This is a genomic window from Amycolatopsis sp. NPDC021455, from assembly GCF_040640995.1.
Lineage (GTDB): Bacteria > Actinomycetota > Actinomycetes > Mycobacteriales > Pseudonocardiaceae > Amycolatopsis.
Window position 1 is genome coordinate 1 of sequence record NZ_JBFACT010000100.1, and the last position, 23,515, is coordinate 23,515.

Below are 23,515 nucleotides of genomic sequence, written 5' to 3' on the forward strand. Positions count from 1 at the left end.
TTCCGATCTCCTGGGACCTCGCACCGGTCCGCCCCTGACCCGAAGTCCGTGAAGGCCTCCTTACCGGCCATAAGGGCCGGTAAGGAGGCCTTCACGGACTTACCCGCCCTAGCGGACGACGGCGCCCGTCTTCGGGTCGAGCGTCACGCGGCGGGCCTGCGGCCACCAGAAGTCGAACATCCCGTTCAGCGAACCCGCCCGGGAGTCGAACGACGAGTCGCCGATCCGGCCGGTGAACCAGTTGTCCTCGACGAACTTCAGCACCGAGGTCTGGTCCGTCACCGTGTGGTCGACGTGGTTCACCTTGCTGTACGGCGAAATCACCAGCAGCGGCAGCCGCGGGCCGTAGCCGCAGCGGTCCGCGTAGGTGCCCACCTTGACCGGCTTCGCCGTGCAGACCGCCTGGTCCTGCGAAGCGTCGTGCGAGCCGTTGACGATCGGCGACTTCTGGTGGTCGTACCAGCCGTCCGAGTCGTCGTAGGCCAGGACGATCGCCGTCGACTTCCAGTCCGGGGACTGCTGGATCTTGTTGACCTCGTCGACCACGAACTGCTGCTCGTCCAGCGGGTCCGAGTAACCCGCGTGGCCGTCCTGGTACTCCGGCGCCTTGAGGAAGCTCACCGCGGGCATCGAACCGGCTCGCAGCGCGTCGTCGAAGTCGCTGATGTCGTACTGGTGGTTCGCGCGGTCGGTCTGGCCGATCGCCCGCACCGACGACGGCGGGAGGTGCTTCGGGTTCGCCGTCGACGGGTAGTACTGGAACGGCTCGTGGTGCGGGCTGTAGTCGACGACCGCGTTGCCGCCCACGTTCTTGTGCGTCCGGCCGCACACCGCATAGCCGTTGGCCGAGCCGGTCGGGCGGAAGCCGCCCTGGAACCAGCCCCACGTCACGTGGCGCTGGTTGAGCAGGTCACCGATGTTGCGGCCGTGCATCGTGGCCAGGTTGTCCTTGCTCGTGTGGTTCTTGTCCGAGCAGTCGTCCCACGCCGGGTCCGGGTCGTTGATGACCGTGCCGACGCCGTTCGCGTCCGGCGACTGGACCGCGTACGCGTCGCTGACCGGCTCGTGCGTGACCGGGTCGACCGCCTGGCCGCCGTGGGTCTGACCCGAGATCAGGTTGAGCGCCCCCGGGGTCGACGGGCCGAAGACCGTGTTGAACGAGTTGTCGCTCATCGCGTAGTGCTGGGCGTAGTTCCACATGCCCGTGACGGTGTTGCCGTCGTAGTAGTCCATGACCAGGCCGGGCTCGCCGAACAGGATCGGCTGGCCGGTGCACTTGTCCGTCTCGGTCTTCTCGACGAACTTGTCCATCTTGCCGCCGTCGAACGCGGCCTGCTCGGCGCCGTAGTTGTGGTTCTGGTCGCAGGTCATCGCCTGCTGCGGCGTGAGCCGCTTCGGGTTGTACGCGTTGGGGTTGTCGGTCAGCAGCTTCTTGTCGAGCCCGTTGACCTTCGGGGTGCCGTGCGCGGCGGTGAACGGGGTGCCGTCGGTGTTGGCCGCGTTCGGGTAGGTGCCGAAGTAGTGGTCGAACGAGATGTTCTCGCCGAAGATGACCACGACGTGCTTGATCGGCGTGGCCGTGGGGATCCAGTGCGCGGGGAACAGGTTCAGCGGCTGGGCGTCCGCGGCGGGAGCCGCGGAGCCGGTGACGACGGCCAGCGCGGCGGCCGAGGCGAGCGCCCCGGCGCCGAGCAGGCCGCGCCGTCGCCGTCGTGTTCTCTTGTCCACAGTGGATTTTCCTTTCGGGGTGCGGGTTTCAGGTGAGGAGGGATCGCCCGAAGTGGTCCTCCGGGCCGGTGACGCCCGGCAGCGCGAAGAAGTAGCCGCCGCCGAACGGGGAGATGTAGTCGGTCAGGGGTTCGTCGGCCAGCCGCTTCTGGACCGCCTCGAACTGGCGTTCCAGGTCCTGCTGGTAGCAGACGAACAGCAGGCCCATGTCCAGGTTGCCGTTGCTGTCGATGCCGCGGTCGTAGTTCACCGCGCGGCGCAGGATGCGGCTGGGGTCGGTCTCCGGGGTGCGCGGGTTCGCCTTCCGGATGTGGCTGGTCAGCGGGATGACCGTGCCGACCGGGTCGTCGGCGTACCGGGGGACGTCGGTCTCCTCGGTGCCGTCGAGCGGGGCGCCGGTGTCGCGGCGGCGGCCGAACATGTTCTCCTGCTCCGCCAGCGAAACGCGGTCCCAGAACTCGACCAGCATCCGGATCAGGCGGACCACCTGGTAGCTGCCGCCCGCGGTCCAGGCCGGCTCGCCACCGCCGTTCGTCCACACCAGACTGTCCACATCGGAGCTGGTCGGGTTGGCGGTGCCGTCCTTGAAGCCCATCAGGTTCCGCGGCGTGCCTTCCGGGCGCGGCGGGGAGCTGAACCCGCTGAGCTTCCAGCGCGGCTGCATGCCGCCGCGGGTCGCGCGGGCGATGTCGCGCAGCGCGTGCAGCACGGTGTCGGTGCTGTTCGCCGACAGGGTCAGGCTGAGGTCGCCGTGGCACTGCGCGGGGTCCAGCGCGTCGTTCGGGAACGTCGCCATCGGCTTCAGCTTGGCCGGCTTGAGCTTCGCCAGGCCGTAGCGGTCGTCGAAGAGCGACGCGCCGACGCCGAGGATGACGCCGAGATCGCCGCCGGGCACCACGGGTCCCAACACCCCGGAGTCGGCGGGTGGCGCGGTGATCCCGAGTGCGGCGGGGGCTCCGCCCGCGGTCAGGAACCGGGCCCGGTCGGTGATCGCGCGGAAGAGGTCGGTCAGCTCGGCTTTCGAGGCGGCGACGACGTCGAACGACGCGACGATGGTCTGCGTCGGCGGTTTCCGCAGGATCGCGGCCTGGCGGGGGCCGTGGAAGGGAACGGGCGACGTGCTGTCGGTGACGGCGGAGGAAGCCCCGAGCCCGGCCCCGGCGGCCACGGTGAGCCCCGCGCCCATCGCGGCCCGGCGCAGGAAGGATCGGCGGGGGAGCCCGGTTCCGGCGCTTTCGTGCGGCGAGCCGGTCGCGACGTCGGCGGAGCGCCTGATCACGACACCCTCCTCGGTTCGGCGATCGCGGCGATCGGGGCCAGCAGCTCGGTCAGCTCGCTCACGTCGGCGTTCAGCTTCTGCCGCTCGCGGTGCGGCAGCTCGGCCAACGGCGTCCAGCTGCCGTCCGGCCGGTGCGCGGCGTCCAAAGCGGACTGGGTGCGCGTCAGCCAGGAGTCCACCTCGGACAGATCCGGGTAGCGCGGGGCCAGCAGCGGGCGGAGGACGTCCAGGACCGCGCGCGTGCCGTCGAGGTTCGCGCGGGCCGTGGCCAGGTTCGTGCCGCTGCCGTAGTCGGTGCGGCCGGTGAGTTCGAACTGCAGGGTGTTCTCCATGATCTCGTGCGCGCGCAGCGCGAGGTCATTGCCGTCGACCTGGCTGTCGGCGAAGGACGTCTGCAACGCGCGGGCGTCGGCGTCCAGCTGGTCGGCGACGGCCGCGAGCGCGCCCAGGTCCTCGCCGTGCCAAAGCCCCTGCTCCAGGCGGTGGAAGCCGGTGAAGCCGGGGTCGGCCGTGCCGCCGGGCAGGCCGTCGGCCGTGCCGTTGAGCGCGCCGTCGGAGTCGCCGAACGCGTCGTAAGCCGCGCCCAGCCGCTCGTAGGTCAGGTGCGCCGTCAGCCAGGCGGCTTCGCTCGCCGCGCGGTCGCCGCCGTGGACGGCGTTCTTCAACGCGCCGGTGTTCGCGACGAGCTCGCCGAGCCCCGACGTCACGTGCTGCTGGTAGGCCTTGAGCGGGCCGAGCAGGTCGTCGTGCGTCACCGGCGCGACGCCCGGCACGGTCCGCTCGGCCCCGCCGGTGACCTGGACGGCGGGTCCGACGATGGCGGCGGAGTCCTCGGGCAGGCAGCGGAACGCGTAGCTGCCGTTGCCCAGGTTGACCCGCAGCGGCCGGGTCGTCGCCGGGCCGAGGCCTTCGACCTCGCCGTAGACGACGCCGGTCGCCGGGTCGATGAGGTCGACCTCCGCGGTCACGGACCCGGTGTTGTGCAGGCGGAAGGTCTGCGGACCGGGTTTCGGGTCCGCCCAGCCGGTGCCGCACGCCGAGCGCGACACGGCGATCCCGGGGTCGCCCGCGGCCGCGCTGTCCGGCCAGAACGCCACGACGGCCCCCGCCGCCGCGGCCACGACCACGCCCGCCACGACCCAGCGGGTTCGCACTGACCCCGGCACGCACACACTCCCGTCACTCGATCGGACCATCGTCGATCACGGATTATGCGAGCCTAACGGCCGAAAAACCGCATCGGATGGCGCCGAGAGGAGGGAATTCACCCGGACTTCAGCCGGCCGCCCACGAAAGGGGGAGAATTCAGACTTTTTCCCGTGGGAGGTCTGTCTGGTTCGGCGGGTTTGCCGGGTCAGGGCAGAGTGACGCCGGTCTCGAGGAGCGTCTTCAGGCTGGACAGCAGCGCGGGCCAGCCCTGGCTGCACATGGCCAAAGCCGTGCTGCCGGGGTCGAAACCGTCGTGCACCACCGTCAGCTTCACTGTTTCCCCGTGCGACTCCAGGGTGAAAGTGACTTTGGTCCGGCTTTCCCGCTGCAGTTTCGCGAGTGTTTCCGCGTCGACGCCGGCGCCTTCGGCCCATTCCGGCGTGAAAGTGTGCCACGTGTAGGAGAGTCGGCGGTACGGATCCGATTCGAGGACGACCTGCCCGGGGTCGGCGGTTTTCACCCCGTTTTCGGACCAGGTCATCGGGGCGCCCTTTTCCCAGTCGGTTTCGAAGGTGACGCCCCAGTACTGCCGGGTGAAAGCCGGTTCGGTAAGCGCTTGCCACAGCTTTTCGGGGGTCGTGTTGATGTAGGTCGTGTAGGCGAACTCGTTCATCGGCGTCGACTCCAAAGCTCGTTTCAGGTCGGCCAGCGCCCCGGCCCGCTGCCGGTCGTAACGGGTCATCCAGCGCTCGGCGATCGCGTTGATCGGCGCGGCGTCGAGGTAGTGCAGTTTTTCCCGGCCGCGCCAGGTCGTCGTGACCAGCCCGGCCGCCTCGAGCACGGCCAGGTGCTTGCTCACGGACTGGCGGGTCATGTCCATCCCCGCGCACAGCTCGCGCAGGGTCTGGCCGTTGCGCTCGTTGAGCACGTCCAGCAGCCGTCGGCGGCCGGGGTCGGCCAGCGCCTTGAACGCCTCGTCCATCGCGCCTTCCGGGTTGACATGCAGCCGTCTGGCTGCCTTTCGACGATAGGCAGCCGAACGGTTGCCTGTCAACCGGGGATCAGCGGAAGCGGAGCACCGTGATGCCGGCCAGCACGAAGAACACGAGGATGACGAGCGTGCCGGTCTGCCCGCCGGACGACCGCGTCACGACCTGGTCGACGGCCCCGGTCAGCCGCACCCCGCACTCGGCGACGACGGTGTGCCGCCCGGCCTCGATCCGGGTGAACTCGACCGGCGCGGTGAAGGCGCCGGAGCTGTCGGTGACGGCGGAGCCGACTTCGGAGCCGTCGGACGTCAGCGTCACCATCCGGCCCGGCCGGCAGCCCTTCCCCGACGCGGAGAGCGGCTCGCCGGGCTTGATGCTCGGCCGGTCGAGCACCAGTTCGCCGGGCTTCGGCTCGGTGCTCGACGTCGTCGGCGTGCCCGGGGTGACCGGCGTGGTCGTCGGCGGGGTGCTGGTGGTCGGCGGTGGAGTGGTCGTCGTCGGCGTGGACGGGGTCGTGGTGGTGCCGGGCCGCGTCGGCCGCGTGGTCACCGGCGGGGGCGGCGGCGTGGTGGTCACCGGAGGCGGCGGCGGAGTCGTGGTGGGGGTGACTCCGGTGACGACGAAGGTGCCGCTGGCGGTTTCCTTCTGGCTCGTGCAGGTCGCGGTCACCGTGTAGGAGCCCGGCTTCGCGGAGGCGGGGACTGTGGTGGGGAACTGCCCGCTGGTCGCCGGCGCCACCTTGGAACCGAGCGCCGTGCCTGCCCAGAAGAAATTGATGATCCGGCAGGTGGAGAAACCGTTCCAGGAAATGGTGAACGAACTGCCCGCCGGTCCGCTCGATGGTTTCAAACCAACTGACGGCGGAACTTGTGCGTTGGCGTTGCCTGCGAAGGCGAGCAGAAGCACCGTTCCGGCCACGGCGCCGAAAAACAGCCGAACCACGGATCGCATTGGGACGTCCCTCCCCGGTGTGTGCTGGCTGTAGCATTCCGGACCAGTCGGATAACGCAAGTAGGGGATGCCCAATGGGACGTGTCATCGCGGCGGGGGTTGCGTTGGGTTTCTGTGCGGTGCTGCTCGGCGCACCACCGGCGTCAGCGGATTCCGGCTCGCTCGGCGTGCAGGTGTCGATCGACCACCGGCCGATCGAGGACGCCACGGTCGCGATCGACCCGGCGAACCAGGTCGAGCTGCAGGTCACCGCGACCAACTCCGGCACCGCGCCGGTGAAGGTCCGCAGTGTCCGGCTCTCCGGCGTCGCCCTGGCGCTCACCTTCTTCGCGTACGACACGACAGCGCCGTTCGAGGTGCCGGCGCGCGGCTCGGTGACCCGGACGTTCGTGCTCGACCTCGGCGACCTGACCGGGCAGGCGACCGGGCTGCTGCCGTCGTCGGTCGAGCTGCTCGACGCCCAGCGCGCCACGCTCGGCGAGGCGACGACGGTCGCCGACGTCCGCGGCTCCCTCTGGTCGGTCTACGGCGTCTTCGGCCTGGCGATGCTCGTGCTGACGATCCTCGCCTGGGCGACCGCGCTGCTCGCGCTGGCCCGGCACCGGCTGGCGCCCAACCGCTGGCGCCGCGGCCTGCGGTTCCTGCCCGCCGGGTTCGGCACCGGCCTGGTCGCGGTGATCAGCCTGTCGGTGCTGCGGCTCGTCCCGCCCGAGCCGGCGGTCGAGATCCCGGTGGTGCTCGGCGCCGCGGCGATCGCGTTCCTGCTCGGCTACCTGACGCCGCACCCGGCGCCGCCGGCTGTCGCGGAGAGTGACACTACGGTTCGGCTGGCGGTGCCGAACACGCAGGAATTCACCCGATGAGCGCACCGGCCGAGCTGGTCGCCGCCCTGCCGCAGTACGAGATCGGGGAGTCGATCGGCGAAGGCGGCATGGGTGTCGTGTTCGCCGGCGTGCACCGGACGCTGGGCCGCAGCGTGGCGATCAAGCAGCTGCCCTGGGACATCCTCGACCACGCGGCGAGCAGCGAGCTCTTCGACCGCGAGGCGCGGGTGCTGGCCAGCCTGGACCACCCGCACATCGTGCCGGTCTACGACTACGTCCGCACCGGCCGCGAGCACCTGCTGGTGATGGAACGGCTCGACGGCGGCACGGTGCACAGCCGGTTCCACGGCGGCGGCGTCAGCGGCGAGCAGGCGTGCGCGATCGGGCTGGCGATGCTCGCCGGGCTGCACGCGGCGCACCGGGCGGGGGTGCTGCACCTCGACGTCAAGCCGCGGAACCTGCTGTTCAACCTGCAGGGCGTCGTGAAGGTGGCCGACTTCGGCATCGCCCGGGTGATCAGCGAAGGCGCCACGCTCGTCACGCACGGTGGCGAGATCCTCGGCACCCCGGCGTACATCGCGCCGGAGCAGGCGATGGGCAACGCGCTGAGCCCGGCGGCCGACGTCTACGCGGCGGGCACGGTGCTCTACGAGCTGCTGTCGGGCCGGCTGCCGTTCGACAACACCCGCGGCGCGATCAGCATGATGCGCCAGCACATGTTCACCGACCCGAAGCCGATTTCCGGCGTGCCGATGCCGATCGCCGGGGTGGTGATGCGCAGCCTGGCGCGCGAGCTGGACGCGCGGTACCGCGAGGCGGAGTCGTTCGCGGCGGACCTCGCGGCGGCGGCCACCGCCGTTTACGGAGCGGGGTGGCTCGAGCGCGCCGGGGTGCCGGTGCTGCACCTGACGCCCCGGGTGATCGCGGGCCTCAACTCGGCCACGGCGCCGGCCGCGCCGGCGGAGTCCCCGACGCGGCCGGTCCGGCGGCCCGGCACCCCGGACCCGACGCTGGTGGGCGGCCCGCCGAATCCGCCGATCGGTCTGTCGCCCGGGCAGGACCCGACCGGCGGACCGGTCACGTCCGCACCGGGTTCCGGGGCTGCCGTGCTGTGGCTGCGGCTGGCCGCGGGGGCCGCGGCGATCGTGCTGGTCGTGCTCGCCCTGCTCAACCCCGCGCGCCTGCCGCACGAGGCATCACCGACGTTGCGCCTCGGCGACGCGCCCGTGTCGGCGCCGGTCGAGGTGGATCTCAGCAAGCCGCTGGTCCTGACCGGGCCGGGCAACCCCGGCCGGGTGACGCTCGACCTGTCCGCCGCCGGGATTCCGCTCGGGTCCGCGTCCACCGAGGCGAAACCCGACGGCAACGGCTTCACCGCGCAGCTCACCCTGCCGGGGATCGCGCGCTGGATCGTCGGGGGCGCCGTCACCGCCGATGTACGAACTGGTGTGTCCACGCAAACGTTCACGCTGCTGACCAGCCAGCACCCGCTGGCCAGCGCCATGGGCGCGGGCAGCCTGATCCTGGGGTTGTTCGCCCTCGCCTACCTCGAGTCGGGGCTGCGGACGATCCGCAACGGCCACCGCTGGCGCGGCGCGGCGGTCGGCGCCCCCGTGCTGGGGATCCTGTTCGGCGCCGCCGTGTGGCTGTGCGTGTCGGTGCTGCGCGTGCACGAGCCGTCGCCGGGGTTCGGCGCCGGCTGCGCGGTGGCGGGCGCGGTCGCCGCGGGGCTGGTCGTCGCCGCAGCTCGGCGGCGAGCGTCCACAGTGGTCAGTCGACCATCCGGACGGTGACGTGCGGGCTGTAGCTCTTGCGCCGGCTCCAGCCGTGTTCGGCGCAGAGGCTCAGCTGGATGGCGCGGTCGGCGGGGGCCCAGTAGCCGGTCCGGACGAAGTAGCCCTCCATCGTGTTCAGCGCGATGAGGCTCTTGCGGGCCGAGCACATCTCCCAGCCCCACTGGCGCCCGCTCTTCTCGACGCCGTTGCGGCGCACGGAGAGCCGCGGGTTGCCGACGGCGCGGATGTCGGCGTCGCCCTCGGTGACGTAGACGACGCCGTCGATCTTGTAGAACCGGTTGTTGTCGAGCAGGGACACCTGCCCGGAGAGGGTGACTCCGACCCGGGCGCCTTCGTCGCCCGTGAGCGTCCAATCGAGACAGAATTCCTGGACCGGGAGTTCCAGCGACTGGGTCATGACGAGTTTCCCCTGTTCTACCGAGCGTCCCTTTCAGAAGATAGGGATTTTCCGGACGCCGGGAAGGGCTGGGCGTGATCTTCACCCGAAGCGGTTCCGGGGTCGGATTCCTTGGTACGCATGGGTTTTCAGGCGAGTGGGTGACGCGGGGAACGGGCCGTGACAACCGTGTGCCCGGTCGGGTGGTGTTCGACGCACGGATGGGTCGACATCACTCTGCGTGAGTAAAAGGTAAAGGAACCATTACTTTTTCCGGGACGTTGGGCAAGCATGAGCGAGCCCACTGTCATCGAGCTCGGCCCGCGCGACCTGCTCGTCGTGGCGGGGCTGCCCGGCGCGGGCAAGACGACCATGCTCCGGCACGCCGCCACCGGGCTGCCGGTCCTCGATTCCGACCAGGTCCGCGTCCGCCTGGCCGCGGCGGCTCCGGCGGTGCCGTACCGGTGCTACCGGCCGGTGGTGCACGCGTGGCACCGGCTGCGCATCCTCGGCCGCGCGATCGGGGCGGCGGGGCCGATCGTGGTCCACGAGCCGTCGACGCGAGCCTCGACGCGGGTGCTGCTGGCCCTGATCGGCGCGGTGAGCGGCCGCCCGGTGCGGCTGTTGTTCCTCGACGTGGCGGCGTCGCAGGCGCTGGCGGGCCAGCGCAGCCGCGGCCGCCTGGTGCGGCCGCGGTCGTTCGCGCGGCACGTCCGGCGGGTGGGGAAGTGGCGGGAGGAGCTGCTCGCGGACCGGGTTCCGGCGGGGTGGCGAAGTGTGCAGGTGATCGACCGCGCCGCGGCGACCCGCACGCGCCTGGTCGCCGAAGTCCTGGTGGACTGCTGAGCGTTGTGAGGAGCCCGCCCGCCTGGAGCGGGAGGCGAAGTCGTCAGGCGAGCTGAGCAGCCCCCGTTTTCCACGCTACCGGCGGCCACCGACAGTTTCGGCCGGAGCCGAGTCGCGCACCGGGCCGGTCGGTTCGCGTACCTGAAGCGTCGGCTTGTGCCGGGCCGGTCGGTTGGCGTGCCGGGAGGCCCGGCTCGCGTGGTTCGGGCCGGGACTCGCGCCCTCGGAACCGGATCTCACGTGTTAGGGGCGCGACTGGCGTGATCGGAGCCGGATCTCGCGTGTTTGAGGGCGGGACTCGCGTGATCAGGGGGCGATCTCGCGTGATTGGAGGGGCATCTCTCGTGATTGCGGGGGCATCTCTCGTGATTGGCGGGGCATCACTCGGGGTGGGTGGGTTCGTGAGGCGGGGCTGGGGCGAAGTGGGCGGGTGGTCTGGACATTTTTGGTATTGGTCCAGACAATTGGGGTCTCCCCGTGACTGGAGGACCCGATGAGGCGTTCCAGACTTTTCGCTGCCGTTGCTGCCTTCGCGCTGGTGCTCTCGGGGGTGGTCGCCGGGCCGGCCGAGGGGGCCAACCTCCTCGTCAACCCCGGTTTCGAGGCCGGGTCGCTCTCCGGCTGGACCTGTGCCAACGCGACCACCGTGAGCACGCCCGTGCACGGAGGCGGCTACGCGCTGGCCGGCACCCCCGTCGGCGCCGACTACGCCCAGTGCGCGCAGACCGTCTCCGTCCAGCCCAACACCACCTACACCGTCTCCGCCTGGGTGCGCGGCAACCCCGTCTACCTCGGGATCACCGGCGGCGTCTCCACCTGGTCGGGTAACTCGAGCGCCTACAACCAGCTGCAACTCACCTTCACCACCGGCAACCAGACCTCCGCCCAGCTCTACCTCCACGGCTGGTACGGCGCCGGTACCTACTACGCCGACGACGTCGTCCTCGACGGCCCCGGCGGCAACACCCCCGGGACGCCCGGCGCGCCCGGCACTCCCCAAGTAACCGCGGTCACGAGCAACTCCATCGCGCTGAGCTGGGCCGCGTCCGCCGGCACCGTGACCGGGTACCGCGTCTACGAGGGCAGCACCGCCGTCGCGACCGTCACCGGAACGAGTGCCACCATCTCCAGCCTGAAAGCTTGCGAAACGCACAGCTACTCCGTGGCCGCCTACAACTCCGCCGGCGAGTCGCCGCGCAGTGCCGCCGCCACCGGGAGCACCAGCGGCTGCGTCGACACCGGCCTGCCGAAGCACGCCCTCATCGGCTACCTGCACGCCAGTTTCGCGAACGGCTCCGGCTACGTCCGGATGGCCGACGTCCCCGCCGCCTGGGACATCATCGACCTGGCCTTCGGCGAGCCGACGTCCGTCACCTCCGGGGACATCCGCTTCACCCGCTGTCCCGCGAGCGAATGCCCGAACGTCGAGAGCGACGCCGACTTCATCGCCGCCATCAAGGCGAAGCAGGCGCAGGGCAAGAAGGTGCTGATCTCCATCGGCGGGCAGAACGGCCAGGTCCAGCTGACCACCACCGCGGCCCGCGACAAGTTCGTCAGCTCCGTCTCGGCGATCATCGACAAGTACGGCCTCAACGGCCTCGACGTCGACTTCGAGGGCCACTCGCTGTCGCTCAACGCCGGCGACACCGACTTCCGCAACCCGACCACCCCGGTGATCGTCAACCTGATCTCCGCGCTCAAGTCGCTCAAGGCCAGGTACGGCTCCGGTTTCGTGCTGACCATGGCGCCGGAGACGTTCTTCGTGCAGGTCGGCTACCAGTTCTACGGCGGTACGAGCGCCGGTGACGCCCGGACCGGCGCCTACCTGCCGGTGATCCACGCGCTGCGGGACTCGCTCACCGTGCTGCACGTCCAGGACTACAACTCCGGTCCGGTCATGGGCCTCGACAACCAGTACCACAACATGGGCGGCGCCGAGTTCCACATCGCCATGACCGACATGCTCAAGGCCGGCTTCAGCGTGGCCAACACCGGCCAGTTCTTCCCCGGGCTGCGGCCGGACCAGATCGCCATCGGGCTGCCCGCGGCCGTCAGCGCGGGCAACGGCTACACCTCGCCCGCCGACGTCCAGACGGCGGTGAACTGCCTGGTCAAGGGCAGCGGCTGCGGCTCGTACGCGCTGCGCGGCGGCACCTCGCCGAGCCTGCGCGGGCTGATGACCTGGTCGATCAACTGGGACAGGTACTACGGCTGGGAGTTCCAGAACAGCCACGAACCCTTCCTGAACGCACTGCCGTGACACACTGCTCTACGTGGTCAAACCGCCGCAGGGCGAGTCGGTGCTCGCGCGCGTCGTCCGGATCTTCGAGACGTTCGGGCCGGACACCCCGGCGCTGCGCGTCACCGACATCGCGCGGCGGGCCGATCTGCACGTCGCGACCGCGTCGCGGCTGGTCGACGAGCTCGTCGGGCACGGCTGGCTGAGGCGCGACCCCGACCGGCGGATCCGCGTGGGCGTCCGGCTGTGGGAGCTCGCTTCGCGCGCCTCGCCAACGCTCGGGCTGCGCGAAGCGGCGATGCCGTTCATGGAGGACCTGCACGCCGTCGTCGGGCACCACACCCAGCTCGCGGTGCTGGAGGACCGTGAAGTGCTCTTCGTCGAGCGGCTCTCGGCACCCGGCGCGACGCTCAACGTGACGCGCGTGGCCGGGAGGCTGCCGCTGCACGCGTCGTCGTCCGGGCTCGTGCTGCTCGCCCACGCCCCCGCCGACCTGCAGGAACAGGTCCTCTCCGGTCCGCTGGAGGCCTTCCGCCGGACCACGCTGACCGAGCCCGCGCGGCTGCGCCGGTTCCTCGCCGACGTCCGCCGCAACGGCTACGCGTTCTGCGCGGGCTTCATCGACGAGGAGACGACCGGGATCGCCGTCCCGCTGCGGGGACCGGGCGGCGACGTCGTCGCGGCGCTGTCGGTGATCGTGCCCAACGACCGGAACGCGCGGATGCAGATCCCCGCCCTGCAGGCCGCGGCGCGCGGCATCTCTCGGGCGATGGGGAATGTCTCTCACTGAATGAGAATGGCGTAGTCGCCGGGGGTGCGGCCGTTCCATGCTCGGGCTCCCTCGGGAAAGGACTCCTCCAGTGCGCACCCAGGTCGTCATCGTCGGCGCCGGCCCGGCCGGGCTGCTGCTGTCCCACCTGCTCGGTCTCGAAGGCATCGACTCGGTGCTGCTCGAACGGCAGACCGCCGAGTACGTCCAGGCCCGCATCCGCGCGGGCATCCTCGAGGCGGGCACGGTGGAGCTGCTGCGGCAGACCGGCCTGGGCGCCCGGCTCGACGTCGAAGGCATGGAGCACCGCGGGATTTACCTGCAGTGGCCGGAGAACCGGCACCACGTGGACTTCGCCGATCTGATCGGCCGGTCGGTGACCGTCTACGGGCAGACGGAGGTCACCAAGGACCTGATGGCGGCGCGGGAAAAAGCCGGTCGACCGGCCTACTACTCGGCGGCCGACGTCACGCTGCAGGACGTGACGGGTAAGCCGTTCGTGACCTTCGCAGACGATTCCGGGGCGGCGCGGCGGATCGACGCGGACGTCGTCGTCGGCTGCGACGGCTTCCACGGGCCGAGCCGGGCCTCGATCCCCGCTCCGCGGGTCTGGGAGCGGACGTACCCGTTCGCGTGGCTGGGGGTGCTGGCCGACGTCGCGCCGTCGACGGACGAGCTGATCTACGCCTGGCACCCCGACGGCTTCGCGATGCACAGCATGCGCTCGCCGCGGGTCAGCCGCTTCTATCTGCAGGTCGCGCCGGACGAAGACATCGCGGAGTGGAGCGACGACCGGATCTGGACGGCACTGTCCGAGCGGCTCGGCGTCGCGGGATGGACGCTGCGGACCGGGCCGATCACGGAGAAGAGCGTGCTGCCGATGCGCAGCTTCGTCGCGACGCCGATGCGGTACGGGAACCTCTACCTCGCCGGGGACGCCGCCCACATCGTGCCGCCGACGGGAGCGAAGGGGCTGAACCTGGCGGTGGCGGACGTCGCGCTGCTGGCGTCCGCGCTGACGGCGTCGCTGCGGGGCGACGACCGGCTCGCCGCCGCGTACTCGGAGACGGCGTTGCGCCGGGTCTGGCGCTGCACGCACTTCTCGTGGTGGATGACGTCGATGCTGCACCGCCACGGCGACGACTTCGACGCCCAGCTCCAGCTCTCCCAGCTCCGCCGCACGGTGACGTCGACGGCGGCGGCGACCGAACTGGCCGACAACTACGCGGGCTTGCCGTTGTAGGACACGGGAAGCCGGACGGTGAACGTCGAGCCTTTGTCCACTTCGGACTCAACGGTCACCGTCCCGCCGTGCGCCTGCACCAGGTGCCGCACGATGGCCAGGCCGAGCCCGCTGCCGCCGGTCTGGCGGCTGCGGGACTTCTCGGCGCGCCAGAACCGGTCGAACACGTGCGGCAGGTCCTCGCCGGCGATGCCGGTGCCGGTGTCCGCGACGGCGAGCGTCACCGCGTCCACTGTGGACGACACGTGGATCGTCACCCGGCCGCCGGGCGGGGTGTGCCGGATCGCGTTCGTCACCAGGTTGCCGACGACCTGCCGCAGGCGGACCGGGTCGGCCGTCAGCGCGGCTTCGCCGGTGGCCGAGACGGTGAGCCCGACGCCGGCCGCGGCGGCCCGGTCGGCGTGCGCGGTGGCGACGTGCCCGGCCAGCTCGGCCGCGTCGAGGGGCTCCGGGTGCAGGCGCAGCTGCCCGGCGTCGGCCGCGGCGAGGTCCTGCAGGTCGTCGACGATGTGCTGCAGCAGCACGGTCTCTTCCAGCAGCGACGCGGTCAGCGTCCGGTCGAACGGCAGGTGCCCGTCCTCGGCCGCCTCGAGCCGGCCGCGGATGACGTTGAGCGGGTTGCGCAGCTCGTGCGCGATGTCGCTGACCATCGCCTTGCGCTGCTCCTCGATGCGCTCCCGCCGCGCGGTGAGGTCGTTGAACGCGGCCGCGAGGTAGCCGACCTCGTCGCGGGACTTCACCGGCGCCGGCCTGTCCTGCTTCGCCGCTTCGGTCAGCGCGCGCAGCGGACGGGACAGCCGCCGGGCCACCAGCACCGTGAGCGCGACGGCCAGCACGAGCACGCCGCCGGTCACCGCGAGGATCCGGGTGAGGTTCTCCCGCGAGAGCGTGAACGTCGGCAGCTGCGACCCGCCCGGCCCGAGGGTGAAGAGCAACGCGGGCGGCGCGACGTACGCCTTGAGCTGCTCACGGCGGGCGGAGTCGACGCACGCCCGGCTGGGTTTCTGGTCGGGGACGGCGATCGCGTCGAAGTCGAGACCCAGCTTGACCGGTTCCGCGCCTTGACTCTGGAGGCACTTGTTCACGGCTTCGTTGAGCCCGGCGAGCGCCGCCTGCTCGGTCCGCGTGGGCGCGGCGAGCTCGTACAGCTCGCACTTGGCCGCGAGGTAGCGGGCGGTGAGGGGATCGACCCCGGCGAGCTGCGCGCGTCCGCTCGGCGACTCCCGCACCTGGCTGGGGAGGCCGTACCCGGAGAGGCAGGTGACCGCCTTCCTGGCCAGGAGGTCGGTCTCGGAGCGCTCGGCCGGCGACAGCCGGAACGGGCCCACCGCGCGCGGGTCGATGCCGCTGGTGCCGGCCTCGGGCAGCAGGACCGGGTCGACGTGCAGCGGGTCGACCGACGCGGTGGCCTTCACCGGCAGGGTGACCGGCGCGCCGCCGGAGTCGCCGAGGACGCGGCGGTCGAGCGTGGTCAGCACGATCCGGCGGCCGGTCTGCTCCGACAGCGTCCGCAGCTTCGGCCCGGCCTGGTCCCAGGTGTGGTTGGCCGCCGCGAAGCCGAGCAGCTCGGTGTAGATGGTCGCGTCGCCGGAAAGCGCCTGGCCCTGCTCCTGCTGGATGGCGCGGGTGGTCGTCTGCACGGCGAGCCACGCGGTCGCCGCGATCGAGGCGAGCGCGATCAGCAGCGAGACCGCGGTGAGCCGGACGACCAGGCTGCGCCGCCGGGGGAAGCTACGTGTCATTTTCCGCCGTCAGCTTGTAGCCGACACCGAACACGGTCCGCAGGTAGGTGGGGTGCTGCGGGTCCGGTTCGAGCTTCTTGCGCAGGTTGAGCACGTGGACGTCGATGATCCGGGTGCTGACGAACCGGTCGTCGCCGCGGGTCAGCTCGAGCAGCTGCCGCCGGGTGAACACCCGGCCCGGCTGCCGGATGAGCGTCTCGAGCAGCTGGAACTCACCCGGCGTCGTCTCGACCGGGCGCCCGTCGACGGACACCTCGTGCCGCACGGGGTCGAGCCGCAGCCCACCCGCGCGCAGGGCGGTGTCGGGCGGTTCCCGCCGGGCGGCGGTCCGCCGCAGCAGGGTCCGGACCCGCGCCATCAGCTCGCGCGGGCTGTACGGCTTGGTCAGGTAGTCGTCGGCGCCGAGGTCGAGGCCGAGCAGCAGGTCGTCCTCGGTCGCGCGGGCGGTGAGCATCAGCACGGCGACGTCGGACTCGCCACGCAGGATCCGGCAGACGTCGAGGCCGTCGACCTTCGGCATCATCACGTCGAGGACGAGCAGGTCGGGCCGATCACGACGGGCTTCGTCGAGCGCGGCCCGGCCATCGGGGGCCAGCACCACGGTGTGGCCTTCGCTTTCGAGGTAGAGCCGGAGGACCTCGGCCTGCTTCTCGTCGTCCTCGGCGACCAGTACACGTGCGCACACCGCGTCGAGGGTAGGCGTCCTGACACCGTTTCGACGCCATCCTGACCGGATCTTCACATCTCGGGGTGCGCCGGTATCCGCCCGATCACGGACCGCGAGGCTCGTCCGCCACGATGACGGCTCACGAAATCGCGGGCCGGAATGGCCGAATCCGACCGGATAACGCTTGCGTCGCGATTCCGGGAAATCAGTGCGGGATCCGCCGGTCCCCCGATTCGAGAGAGGGGCCAAGAAAGGGAACCAGCATGCGTACTCTTAGGACAGCTGCCGCGATTTCGGCCGTGCTCTTCGTTGCCGGTTGTGGTTTACCACGCACGTTTTCGGGCGGCCAGGCGCAGGTTCCGCCGTCGACTGCGACTGTTACCGCGCCCGTCATACCAACCGTTACCGCGCCGGCTCCGCAGACCGTCGTCGTACCTCCGCCACAGACCGTGTACGTCGCTCCAAGAGATGTCGCCGCATCCAGCCAGTGGTACGCCCAGCCGGGCTGGATCAACTCACAGCCATGGATCGCCATCACCCCGGCAGCCGGCCAGACGCCGTGCCAATGGCTTCACGCGCGCGGCTACTCCTATGCCCAGGCGTATGCGGCCTGGGCGCAGAACGGCTACCCGGCGAGCTGGTCGGCCACCGGCGACGGCTATCCGTGCCAGAAGTCGTACGGCATGCAGCACTGAACGAACCGGGCCGGGAGCGGCATGCGCTCCCGGCCCGGTCGCCGTCAGGTCAAACTCGAACAGGGTCTCGCATCAGGATCCTGAGCCCCCTTCGGCACCCACCGCACGTTCGCGAACGACGCCTGGAACGTCCCGTCGGTGTACACGAGGAACGGCGTGTTGATGTGCTCGAAGTCCAGCCCGTTGTTGAAGCAGGACACCGGGATCTTCACCGTCGTCTTCGGGCCGCCCGCCAGGTCCGTGAACAGCTTCGTCGCGTTCACCTCGGAGAAGCACGGGTAGACGCAGTGCACGCTGAGCACCGTCCGGTTGGCCGGTGCCTGCTGCACGATCGTGTCGAACTCCAGGGCCGCGTCCGCGTTCAGGTAGCCGCGCAGGTCGTTCGTGCCCGCCGTGTTCTGCATGTACAGCTGGGCCGCTCCGGCTCCCGTCCAGGTCGCCTTCAAGCCGTCGCCCTGCACGTTGACGTCCGTCGGGACCACGTTGATCTCGCTGTGGGCCGCCGTGCCGTCCGGGCCGATCACCGTGCCGCCCCAGTTCTCCGCCGAGCCGATCTGGCTCGTGTACGGCGGGACGTCGGTGCGGTCGTACAGCACCAGGTCATCGGTCGCCGTGCCGCCGCCCCCGGTCGAGGTGCAGGACGCCGGCCCGGCCGTCTCGTCCAGCTGCGCGACCGTGGCGCGCTGCCCGGTCTTGAGGCCGTAGCCGAGCTTGAACAGCGGGTCGTAGCCCGGCGACCACGGGTTGAGCGGCGTCTGGCACGCGCTCTTCGGCCACGAGTACGACAGCGTGCCGCGGTAGCCGGTGCCGTCCTTGCCCTTGACCATCATGTCCGCGACGCCGCCGCCCTCGGTGCCGGGCAGCCAGGCCGCCACGAACGCGTCGGAGCGGTTGATCTCCTTGTTCATGTACAGCGGGCGGCCGCCGACGTACACCGTGACGACCGGGGTGCCCTTGCCGCTGACCTTGTCCAGCACCGCCAGGTCCTCGGGGTAGAGCTTCGCCGCCTCGAGGGTCTTGCGGGTCAGGTCGCCGACGCCCTCGGCGTACGGCGTCTCGCCGATGACGGCGATGACCGCGTCGTAGCCCTTCGGGTCGACGTTGCCGGTGGCGTCGAAGGTGACGTTCGCGTCGCCGAGGTCCTGCTTGAGCCCGGCGAGGATCGAGGTGGCGTTCGGGAAGTCGGCGTTGGTGTTGCCGGTGCCCTGCCAGCTCAGCGTCCAGCCGCCGGTCTGGTTCGCGATGTTGTCGGCGCTCTTGCCGACGACGAGGACCTTCGACGACGGCTTCAGCGGCAGCACGTTGCCGTTGTTCTTCAGCAGCGTCTGCGACTCGCGGACGGCGTCGCGCGCCAGCCAGTTGTCCTTCAGCGCCTCGTCGGAGTTGGCGTAGGAGCGGTCGGACGGCTTCTGCGACTCGAACAGGCCGTCACGCAGCTTGACGCGCAGGATGCGCGTCACCGCGTCGTCGATGCGCGACATCGGGATCTGGCCGCTGTTGACCTGCGCGACGGTGTTGGTGATGAACGCCTTCCAGTCGTTCGGCACCATCACCATGTCGATGCCGGCGTTGATCGCCTGCGGGCAGGACGAGTTGGTGCAGCCGGGGACCTGGCCGATGGCGTTCCAGTCGGACACGAGCAGGCCGTCGAAGCCGATCTTGCCCTTGAGGATCTGGTTGAGCGCCTTGTCGCTGCCGGTCAGCTTGCCCTCGTTGATGCCGAGGTCGGGGTTGGTCCAGCTGTTGAACGACACCATGATGGTCTGGGCGCCGGCGGCGATGGCGCCGTAGTAGCCCTGGCCGTGGATGTTGATCATGTCGGCTTCGGACGACGGGTTGACGCCCTGGTCCTGGCCGTTGATCGTGCCGCCGTCGCCGATGAAGTGCTTGGCGGTGGCGATCACGCCGCTGCCGCCGATGCGCTTGGTGGCGCCGTCCTGGAGGCCGTTGATGGCCTCGAAGCCGTAGGCGCGGGTGATGCGCGGGTCTTCGGAGAAGCCTTCGTAGGTCCGGCCCCAGCGGTCGTCCTGCACGACGGCCAGCGTCGGCGAGAAGGCCCAGTCCTGGCCGGTGGCGCGGATCTGCCGGGCGGTGGCGCCGGCGACGTCGCGGACCAGGCACGGGTCGTGCGCGGCCCCCAGGCCGATGTTGTGCGGGAAGACGGTGGTGCCGTAGACGTTGTTGTTGCCGTGCACGGCGTCGATGCCCCAGATGACCGGGATCTTCGTCCGGCTGGTCTTGGACGCGTTCCAGTAGGCGTCGGCGAGGTTCAGCCAGTCCTGCTGGGTGGCGTGCTTGTTCGCGCCGGGCCACGAGCCGCCGCCGTTGAGGACCGAGCCGATGGCGTACTGGCGGACCTCGTCGGGGGTGATGGCGGCGATCTCGGGCTGCGTCATCTGCCCGACTTTCTCCTCCAGGGTCATGCCCTTGAGGATCTGCGCGATCCGCGCCTCGTCGTCGCCCTTGCCCTTGAAGCGGCTGTCGACCTTCGGCCAGTCGGCGAGGGTGGGCAGGCTCTTCTCGATCTTGGCGCAGCCGTCCTTGTCCTTGGCGGGCTGGCCGATCACGGGCTGAGCGGGGGCGTCGGCTTGGGCCGGCGTGGCCTGTGCCGCGGCGCCCAGCAGGCTCAGGCTCAAGAGCGTGACGAGCGAACTTCGGCGCGCACGGGACCACGCGCGGGATCTTCTGGCCATGGTCTGGTCCATTCTGCGATGAACGGGCGGACCGGCTGATCCTCATCGGCCGTGCGGGGCGGCGTCAATAGTTATTTCTCGACATAAAATAAGAGTCCGGCGGAGACACGTTCACTCTTATCCCGCGACGGGGTCGCGGTCAAGGGCACTGCCGGGCAACGGTTTTGCCCCGCGGGCATCCCCCGAGTGGGCGGCATGGGGCAGCACGCGTGATCAGGCGGGCATCACGCGTGACTGGCGGGGTATCACGGCGATCAGCTCAGCACCGAGCCCGGCAGCTCCTCGAAGATCAGCCAGGTCCGCGTCGAGCGCACGCCCTCCAGTGCCTGCAGCCGCTCCAGCACCACGTCGCGCAGCGTCGAGTTGTCCGGGGTCCGGACCAGCAGCAGGATGTCGAAGTCGCCGCCCACCAGGGCCACGTGGTCGACGTACGGGATCTCGTGCAGGTCCGTCGCCATCGTGCGCCAGGACGTCTGCTCCACCGTCACCATGATGTACGCCGACGTGCCCAGGCCGGCCCGGCGTGGATCGATCCGGGCGCCGAAGCCCGTGATCACGCCCTCCGCCAGCAAGCGCTCCAGCCGGGCGTACGCGTTCGTCCGCGAGATGTGCAGCCGCTCCGCCAGTGCGCGCACCGCCAGGCGGCCGTCCGCCGACAGCTCCGCCAGCATCGCCCGGTCGACGTCGTCCAGGGCCGGGACAGTTCGTCCCGGCAGACCCCCGTGAGCCAGGACACCCGTGGACGTTTGGTCAGCCGGAGACCCGCCGGGAGACCGTTTGTCGCTCATTTCCGCCAGCCCTTGAACACAACACCGCCGGGAACCACCATTTCAGCATCATATGTCTGCGAGAGGTGGTGTGCGTCATGGCTGTAGTGTCTTCGGAGACCCTGCTGCCGTCCGCGTCGCCGGTGCGGTTCGTCGCCGAGGACGGGACGCGCGCCGACCGGCACGGCGCGTATGCCGAGCCCCCGGAAAGCCTTCTCAAGGAGGCCTACCGGCTGATGGTCCTGGGCCGCCGGTTCGACGTGCAGGCGACCGCGCTCACCAAGCAGGGCCGCCTCGCCGTTTACCCCTCCAGTGCCGGTCAGGAGGCCTGCCAGGTCGCCGCCGCGCTCGCCCTCGAAACCCGGGACTGGCTCTTCCCGACCTACCGCGACTCCGTCGCCCTCGTCGCCCGGGGCCTGAAGCCCGGCGAAGTCCTGACGCTCCTTCGCGGCGACGCGCACTGCGGCTACAACCCGGCTGAGACGCGCGTAGCGCCTCAGTGCACTCCGCTCGCGACGCAGACTCTGCACGCCGCCGGGCTGGCCCACGCGATGCAGCGACGTGGCGAAGACGCCGTCGCGCTCGCGCTCATCGGAGACGGCGCCACCAGCGAAGGCGACTTCCACGAGGCGCTCAACTTCGCGGCCGTCTTCAAGGCGCCCGCGGTGTTCTTCGTGCAGAACAACCGCTACGCCATTTCGGTGCCCTTCGAGAAGCAGAGCGCCGCGGCCGCGCTGGCGTACAAGGGCATCGGCTACGGCATGCGTTCGGAGCAGGTCGACGGCAACGACGCCGTCGCGGTCCTCGCCGTCCTCGGCGACGCCGTGAAGCACGCCCGCGAAGGGCGTGGGCCCGTCCTCGTCGAGGCCCACACCTACCGCATCGACTCGCACACCAACGCCGACGACGCCACCCGCTACCGCGAAGCCGGCGAAGTCGAGAAGTGGCGCGAAGCGGACCCGCTGAAGCGGCTTGAAACCTACCTGCGCTCGCGAAACAGCCTGGGTGACACCGAAATCGAGCAATTCCGGGCTGACGCCGAGACGTTCGCCCAGTCCGTCCGCGACGCCCTGAACGCCGAGCCCGAGCTCGACCCGATGTCCCTGTTCGACCACGTCTACGCCGAACCGACCCGCCAGCTCGAAGCCCAGCGGGCGATGGTGCGCGCGGAACTGGAGGCCTGATGACGACCACGATGGCGCAGGCGCTCAACGCGGCCCTGCGGGACGCGCTCAAGGACGACGACCGCGTGCTCGTGTTCGGCGAGGACGTCGGCACGCTCGGCGGCGTCTTCCGGGTCACCGACGGCATCACCGCCGACTTCGGCGAGGACCGCTGCTTCGACACGCCGCTGGCGGAGTCCGGCATCGTCGGGTTCGCCGTCGGGATGGCGATGGGCGGGTTCCGCCCGGTCGTCGAGATGCAGTTCGACGCTTTCGCCTACCCCGCGTTCGAGCAGATCACCTCGCACGTGGCGAAGCTGCGCAACCGCACGCGTGGCGCGCTTTCGCTGCCCATGGTCATCCGCATCCCCTACGCCGGCGGCATCGGCGGCGTAGAGCACCACTGCGACTCCAGCGAGGCCTACTACACCCACACCGCGGGCCTGCGCGTCGTCACGCCGGGTACCGCGCAGGACGCGTACGACCTCCTTCGCGACGCCATCGAGTCACCCGATCCGGTGATCTTCCTCGAGCCGAAGTGCCGCTACTGGTCGGCCGGGGAGGTCACCTTCACCCGCTCCGGCCCGGCCATGGACCAGGCCGTGATCCGGCGCCCCGGCAAGGACGTCACGCTCATCGCGTACGGCCCGATGGTCGCCACCGCGATGGAGACCGCCGAGGCCGCGACGGCCGAGGGCTGGGACGTCGAGGTCGTCGACCTGCGTTCGCTGTCGCCGTTCGACGACGAGACCGTGACGGCTTCCGTGCGCCACACCGGACGCGCCGTCGTCGTGCACGAGGCCGCCGGCTTCGGCGGCTACGGCGCCGAGGTCGTCGCGCGCGTCACCGAGCAGTGCTTCCACCAGCTGCACGCGCCCGTGCTGCGGGTGACCGGGCTCGACATCCCTTACCCGGCGCCGAAGCTCGAGCGCCACCAGCTGCCGGACGTCGACCGGATCCTCGACACGATCGCCCGCCTGCAGTGGGACGACACCCCGGTGGTGGCCGGTGCCTGACTTCCTGCTGCCGGACCTCGGCGAAGGCCTGACCGAGGCGGCGATCGTGGACTGGCGCGTCAAGGTCGGCGACACCGTCGACGTCGACCAGGTCGTCGTCGAGGTCGAGACGGCGAAGGCGGCGGTCGAGGTGCCGGTGCCGTTCGCCGGCGTGGTGTCCGCGCTGCACGGCGAGCCGGGGCAGCTGCTGCCGGTCGGCGCGCCGCTGCTGAGCGTCGGCGGGTTCGGCGAACCCGGGGTCACCACGTCGTCGGGCAGCGGCAACGTCCTGATCGGCTACGGCACCGCGCCCGCCACCCGCCGCAAGCGCGTTCGACGCGCCCCGGCTCCCGCGCGGCCGAAGCAGGCGCCCGGGGTGATTTCGCCGTTCGTCCGGAAGCTGGCGTCGGACAACGGGATCGACCTCGCGAAGGTCACCCCCGGCGGCCCGGACGGCATCATCCGCCGCGCCGACGTCGAGGCACTGCTGAAGAAGCCCTCCGCGGGTGGCAGGCGGATCCCGCTGACCGGCGTGCGCAAGGCCGTCGCCGACAAGCTGACAGCGTCGCGGCGCGAAATTCCCGAGGCCACGGTCTGGGTGGAC

Annotated in this window: 21 protein-coding genes; 11 read left to right on the plus strand and 10 right to left on the minus strand. The window is 70.7% G+C overall.

The window, feature by feature from the left end; genetic code table 11:
• Window positions 1-108: 108 nt before the first annotated feature.
• From AB0G28_RS46070 to AB0G28_RS46090, 5 genes are all read right to left on the minus strand, one after another.
• On the minus strand, window positions 109-1,728 hold the full coding sequence (locus AB0G28_RS46070; protein WP_361104839.1) for an alkaline phosphatase family protein: 1,620 nt from the start codon (window positions 1,726-1,728) through the stop codon (window positions 109-111).
• A gap of 28 nt (window positions 1,729-1,756) precedes the next feature.
• A complete protein-coding gene (locus AB0G28_RS46075) occupies window positions 1,757-2,914 on the minus strand; it encodes a Dyp-type peroxidase (protein WP_361104890.1) in 1,158 nt (385 codons plus the stop codon).
• Between the two features lie 89 nt (window positions 2,915-3,003).
• On the minus strand, window positions 3,004-4,161 hold the full coding sequence (locus AB0G28_RS46080; RefSeq protein ID WP_361104893.1) for an EfeM/EfeO family lipoprotein: 1,158 nt from the start codon (window positions 4,159-4,161) through the stop codon (window positions 3,004-3,006).
• Between the two features lie 200 nt (window positions 4,162-4,361).
• Entirely contained in the window at window positions 4,362-5,138 is a 777-nt protein-coding gene (locus tag AB0G28_RS46085; protein WP_361104842.1) for a metalloregulator ArsR/SmtB family transcription factor, read from the minus strand.
• A 79-nt stretch (window positions 5,139-5,217) separates the two neighbouring features.
• On the minus strand, window positions 5,218-5,538 hold the full coding sequence (locus tag AB0G28_RS46090) for a hypothetical protein (RefSeq protein WP_361104845.1): 321 nt from the start codon (window positions 5,536-5,538) through the stop codon (window positions 5,218-5,220).
• On the opposite strand from AB0G28_RS46090, the gene AB0G28_RS46095 reads away from it, so the two are divergent.
• The 3 genes from AB0G28_RS46095 to AB0G28_RS46105 all read left to right on the plus strand — a co-directional run bounded on the left by AB0G28_RS46095 (window position 5,519) and on the right by AB0G28_RS46105 (window position 8,713).
• Window positions 5,519-5,821 carry a hypothetical protein gene (locus AB0G28_RS46095; RefSeq protein WP_361104848.1) on the plus strand — a complete coding sequence of 101 codons (303 nt, stop codon included), beginning with the start codon at window positions 5,519-5,521 and terminating at the stop codon, window positions 5,819-5,821. The genes AB0G28_RS46090 and AB0G28_RS46095 overlap by 20 nt on opposite strands.
• A 349-nt stretch (window positions 5,822-6,170) precedes the next feature.
• The gene (locus tag AB0G28_RS46100) at window positions 6,171-6,959 is read left to right on the plus strand and encodes a hypothetical protein (RefSeq protein WP_361104851.1); all 789 of its coding nucleotides are present in this window, start codon (window positions 6,171-6,173) and stop codon (window positions 6,957-6,959) included.
• Window positions 6,956-8,713 carry a serine/threonine-protein kinase gene (locus AB0G28_RS46105; RefSeq protein WP_361104854.1) on the plus strand — a complete coding sequence of 586 codons (1,758 nt, stop codon included), beginning with the start codon at window positions 6,956-6,958 and terminating at the stop codon, window positions 8,711-8,713. Before AB0G28_RS46100 ends, AB0G28_RS46105 begins: the two co-directional genes overlap by 4 nt.
• On the opposite strand, the gene AB0G28_RS46110 is transcribed toward AB0G28_RS46105, so the two are convergent.
• Complete coding sequence (locus AB0G28_RS46110; RefSeq protein ID WP_361104857.1) at window positions 8,691-9,113, minus strand: hypothetical protein; 423 nt, start codon at window positions 9,111-9,113, stop codon at window positions 8,691-8,693. The two genes, AB0G28_RS46105 and AB0G28_RS46110, sit on opposite strands and share 23 nt — an antisense overlap.
• 270 nt (window positions 9,114-9,383) lie before the next feature.
• On the opposite strand from AB0G28_RS46110, the gene AB0G28_RS46115 reads away from it, so the two are divergent.
• From AB0G28_RS46115 to AB0G28_RS46130, 4 genes are all read left to right on the plus strand, one after another.
• Complete coding sequence (locus AB0G28_RS46115; protein WP_361104860.1) at window positions 9,384-9,938, plus strand: AAA family ATPase; 555 nt, start codon at window positions 9,384-9,386, stop codon at window positions 9,936-9,938.
• A 493-nt stretch (window positions 9,939-10,431) separates the two neighbouring features.
• Complete coding sequence (locus AB0G28_RS46120) at window positions 10,432-12,198, plus strand: glycoside hydrolase family 18 protein (RefSeq protein ID WP_361104863.1); 1,767 nt, start codon at window positions 10,432-10,434, stop codon at window positions 12,196-12,198.
• Window positions 12,199-12,211: 13 nt separating this feature from the next.
• The gene (locus AB0G28_RS46125; RefSeq protein ID WP_361104866.1) at window positions 12,212-12,967 is read left to right on the plus strand and encodes an IclR family transcriptional regulator; all 756 of its coding nucleotides are present in this window, start codon (window positions 12,212-12,214) and stop codon (window positions 12,965-12,967) included.
• A 70-nt stretch (window positions 12,968-13,037) separates the two neighbouring features.
• The gene (locus AB0G28_RS46130) at window positions 13,038-14,189 is read left to right on the plus strand and encodes a 4-hydroxybenzoate 3-monooxygenase (RefSeq protein WP_361104869.1); all 1,152 of its coding nucleotides are present in this window, start codon (window positions 13,038-13,040) and stop codon (window positions 14,187-14,189) included.
• Here AB0G28_RS46130 and AB0G28_RS46135 read toward each other — a convergent pair.
• Together AB0G28_RS46135 and AB0G28_RS46140 are read right to left on the minus strand one after the other, a co-directional pair.
• Window positions 14,168-15,931: a HAMP domain-containing sensor histidine kinase gene (locus AB0G28_RS46135; RefSeq protein ID WP_361104872.1), complete on the minus strand. Its 1,764-nt coding sequence runs from the start codon at window positions 15,929-15,931 to the stop codon at window positions 14,168-14,170. The two genes, AB0G28_RS46130 and AB0G28_RS46135, sit on opposite strands and share 22 nt — an antisense overlap.
• The gene (locus tag AB0G28_RS46140) at window positions 15,921-16,616 is read right to left on the minus strand and encodes a response regulator transcription factor (RefSeq protein WP_361104875.1); all 696 of its coding nucleotides are present in this window, start codon (window positions 16,614-16,616) and stop codon (window positions 15,921-15,923) included. The genes AB0G28_RS46135 and AB0G28_RS46140 overlap by 11 nt, the downstream gene beginning before the upstream one ends.
• 245 nt (window positions 16,617-16,861) lie before the next feature.
• On the opposite strand from AB0G28_RS46140, the gene AB0G28_RS46145 reads away from it, so the two are divergent.
• Complete coding sequence (locus tag AB0G28_RS46145) at window positions 16,862-17,293, plus strand: hypothetical protein (protein WP_361104878.1); 432 nt, start codon at window positions 16,862-16,864, stop codon at window positions 17,291-17,293.
• A 44-nt stretch (window positions 17,294-17,337) separates the two neighbouring features.
• On the opposite strand, the gene AB0G28_RS46150 is transcribed toward AB0G28_RS46145, so the two are convergent.
• Window positions 17,338-19,929, minus strand: a complete 2,592-nt coding sequence (locus AB0G28_RS46150; protein WP_361104896.1) for an exo 1,3/1,4-beta-D-glucan glucohydrolase — start codon at window positions 19,927-19,929, stop codon at window positions 17,338-17,340.
• 311 nt (window positions 19,930-20,240) lie between these two features.
• On the minus strand, window positions 20,241-20,717 hold the full coding sequence (locus AB0G28_RS46155; RefSeq protein ID WP_361104899.1) for an Lrp/AsnC family transcriptional regulator: 477 nt from the start codon (window positions 20,715-20,717) through the stop codon (window positions 20,241-20,243).
• 134 nt (window positions 20,718-20,851) lie between these two features.
• On the opposite strand from AB0G28_RS46155, the gene pdhA reads away from it, so the two are divergent.
• The 3 genes from pdhA to AB0G28_RS46170 all read left to right on the plus strand — a co-directional run.
• Window positions 20,852-21,937, plus strand: coding sequence for a pyruvate dehydrogenase (acetyl-transferring) E1 component subunit alpha (pdhA, locus tag AB0G28_RS46160; protein WP_361104881.1), 1,086 nt, complete (start codon window positions 20,852-20,854; stop codon window positions 21,935-21,937).
• Window positions 21,937-22,932 carry an alpha-ketoacid dehydrogenase subunit beta gene (locus AB0G28_RS46165; RefSeq protein ID WP_361104884.1) on the plus strand — a complete coding sequence of 332 codons (996 nt, stop codon included), beginning with the start codon at window positions 21,937-21,939 and terminating at the stop codon, window positions 22,930-22,932. Before pdhA ends, AB0G28_RS46165 begins: the two co-directional genes overlap by 1 nt.
• Window positions 22,925-23,515, plus strand: a 591-nt coding sequence (locus AB0G28_RS46170; protein WP_361104887.1) for a biotin/lipoyl-containing protein, incomplete at its 3' end; no start/stop codon positions are given. The genes AB0G28_RS46165 and AB0G28_RS46170, both read left to right, overlap by 8 nt.

What these genes read in the sequence shown, in the direction of transcription:
- AB0G28_RS46075 (WP_361104890.1), bottom strand. Translation starts at nt 2,914, where the DNA reads ATGGGCGCGGGGCTCACCGTGGCCGCCGGGGCCGGGCTCGGGGCTTCC.
- AB0G28_RS46085 (WP_361104842.1), bottom strand. Translation starts at nt 5,138, where the DNA reads ATGGACGAGGCGTTCAAGGCGCTGGCCGACCCCGGCCGCCGACGGCTG.
- AB0G28_RS46095 (WP_361104848.1), top strand. Translation starts at nt 5,519, where the DNA reads ATGCTCGGCCGGTCGAGCACCAGTTCGCCGGGCTTCGGCTCGGTGCTC.
- AB0G28_RS46100 (WP_361104851.1), top strand. Translation starts at nt 6,171, where the DNA reads ATGGGACGTGTCATCGCGGCGGGGGTTGCGTTGGGTTTCTGTGCGGTG.
- AB0G28_RS46105 (WP_361104854.1), top strand. Translation starts at nt 6,956, where the DNA reads ATGAGCGCACCGGCCGAGCTGGTCGCCGCCCTGCCGCAGTACGAGATC.
- AB0G28_RS46110 (WP_361104857.1), bottom strand. Translation starts at nt 9,113, where the DNA reads ATGACCCAGTCGCTGGAACTCCCGGTCCAGGAATTCTGTCTCGATTGG.
- AB0G28_RS46115 (WP_361104860.1), top strand. Translation starts at nt 9,384, where the DNA reads ATGAGCGAGCCCACTGTCATCGAGCTCGGCCCGCGCGACCTGCTCGTC.
- AB0G28_RS46120 (WP_361104863.1), top strand. Translation starts at nt 10,432, where the DNA reads ATGAGGCGTTCCAGACTTTTCGCTGCCGTTGCTGCCTTCGCGCTGGTG.
- AB0G28_RS46135 (WP_361104872.1), bottom strand. Translation starts at nt 15,931, where the DNA reads ATGACACGTAGCTTCCCCCGGCGGCGCAGCCTGGTCGTCCGGCTCACC.
- AB0G28_RS46145 (WP_361104878.1), top strand. Translation starts at nt 16,862, where the DNA reads ATGCGTACTCTTAGGACAGCTGCCGCGATTTCGGCCGTGCTCTTCGTT.
- pdhA (WP_361104881.1), top strand. Translation starts at nt 20,852, where the DNA reads ATGGCTGTAGTGTCTTCGGAGACCCTGCTGCCGTCCGCGTCGCCGGTG.
- AB0G28_RS46165 (WP_361104884.1), top strand. Translation starts at nt 21,937, where the DNA reads ATGACGACCACGATGGCGCAGGCGCTCAACGCGGCCCTGCGGGACGCG.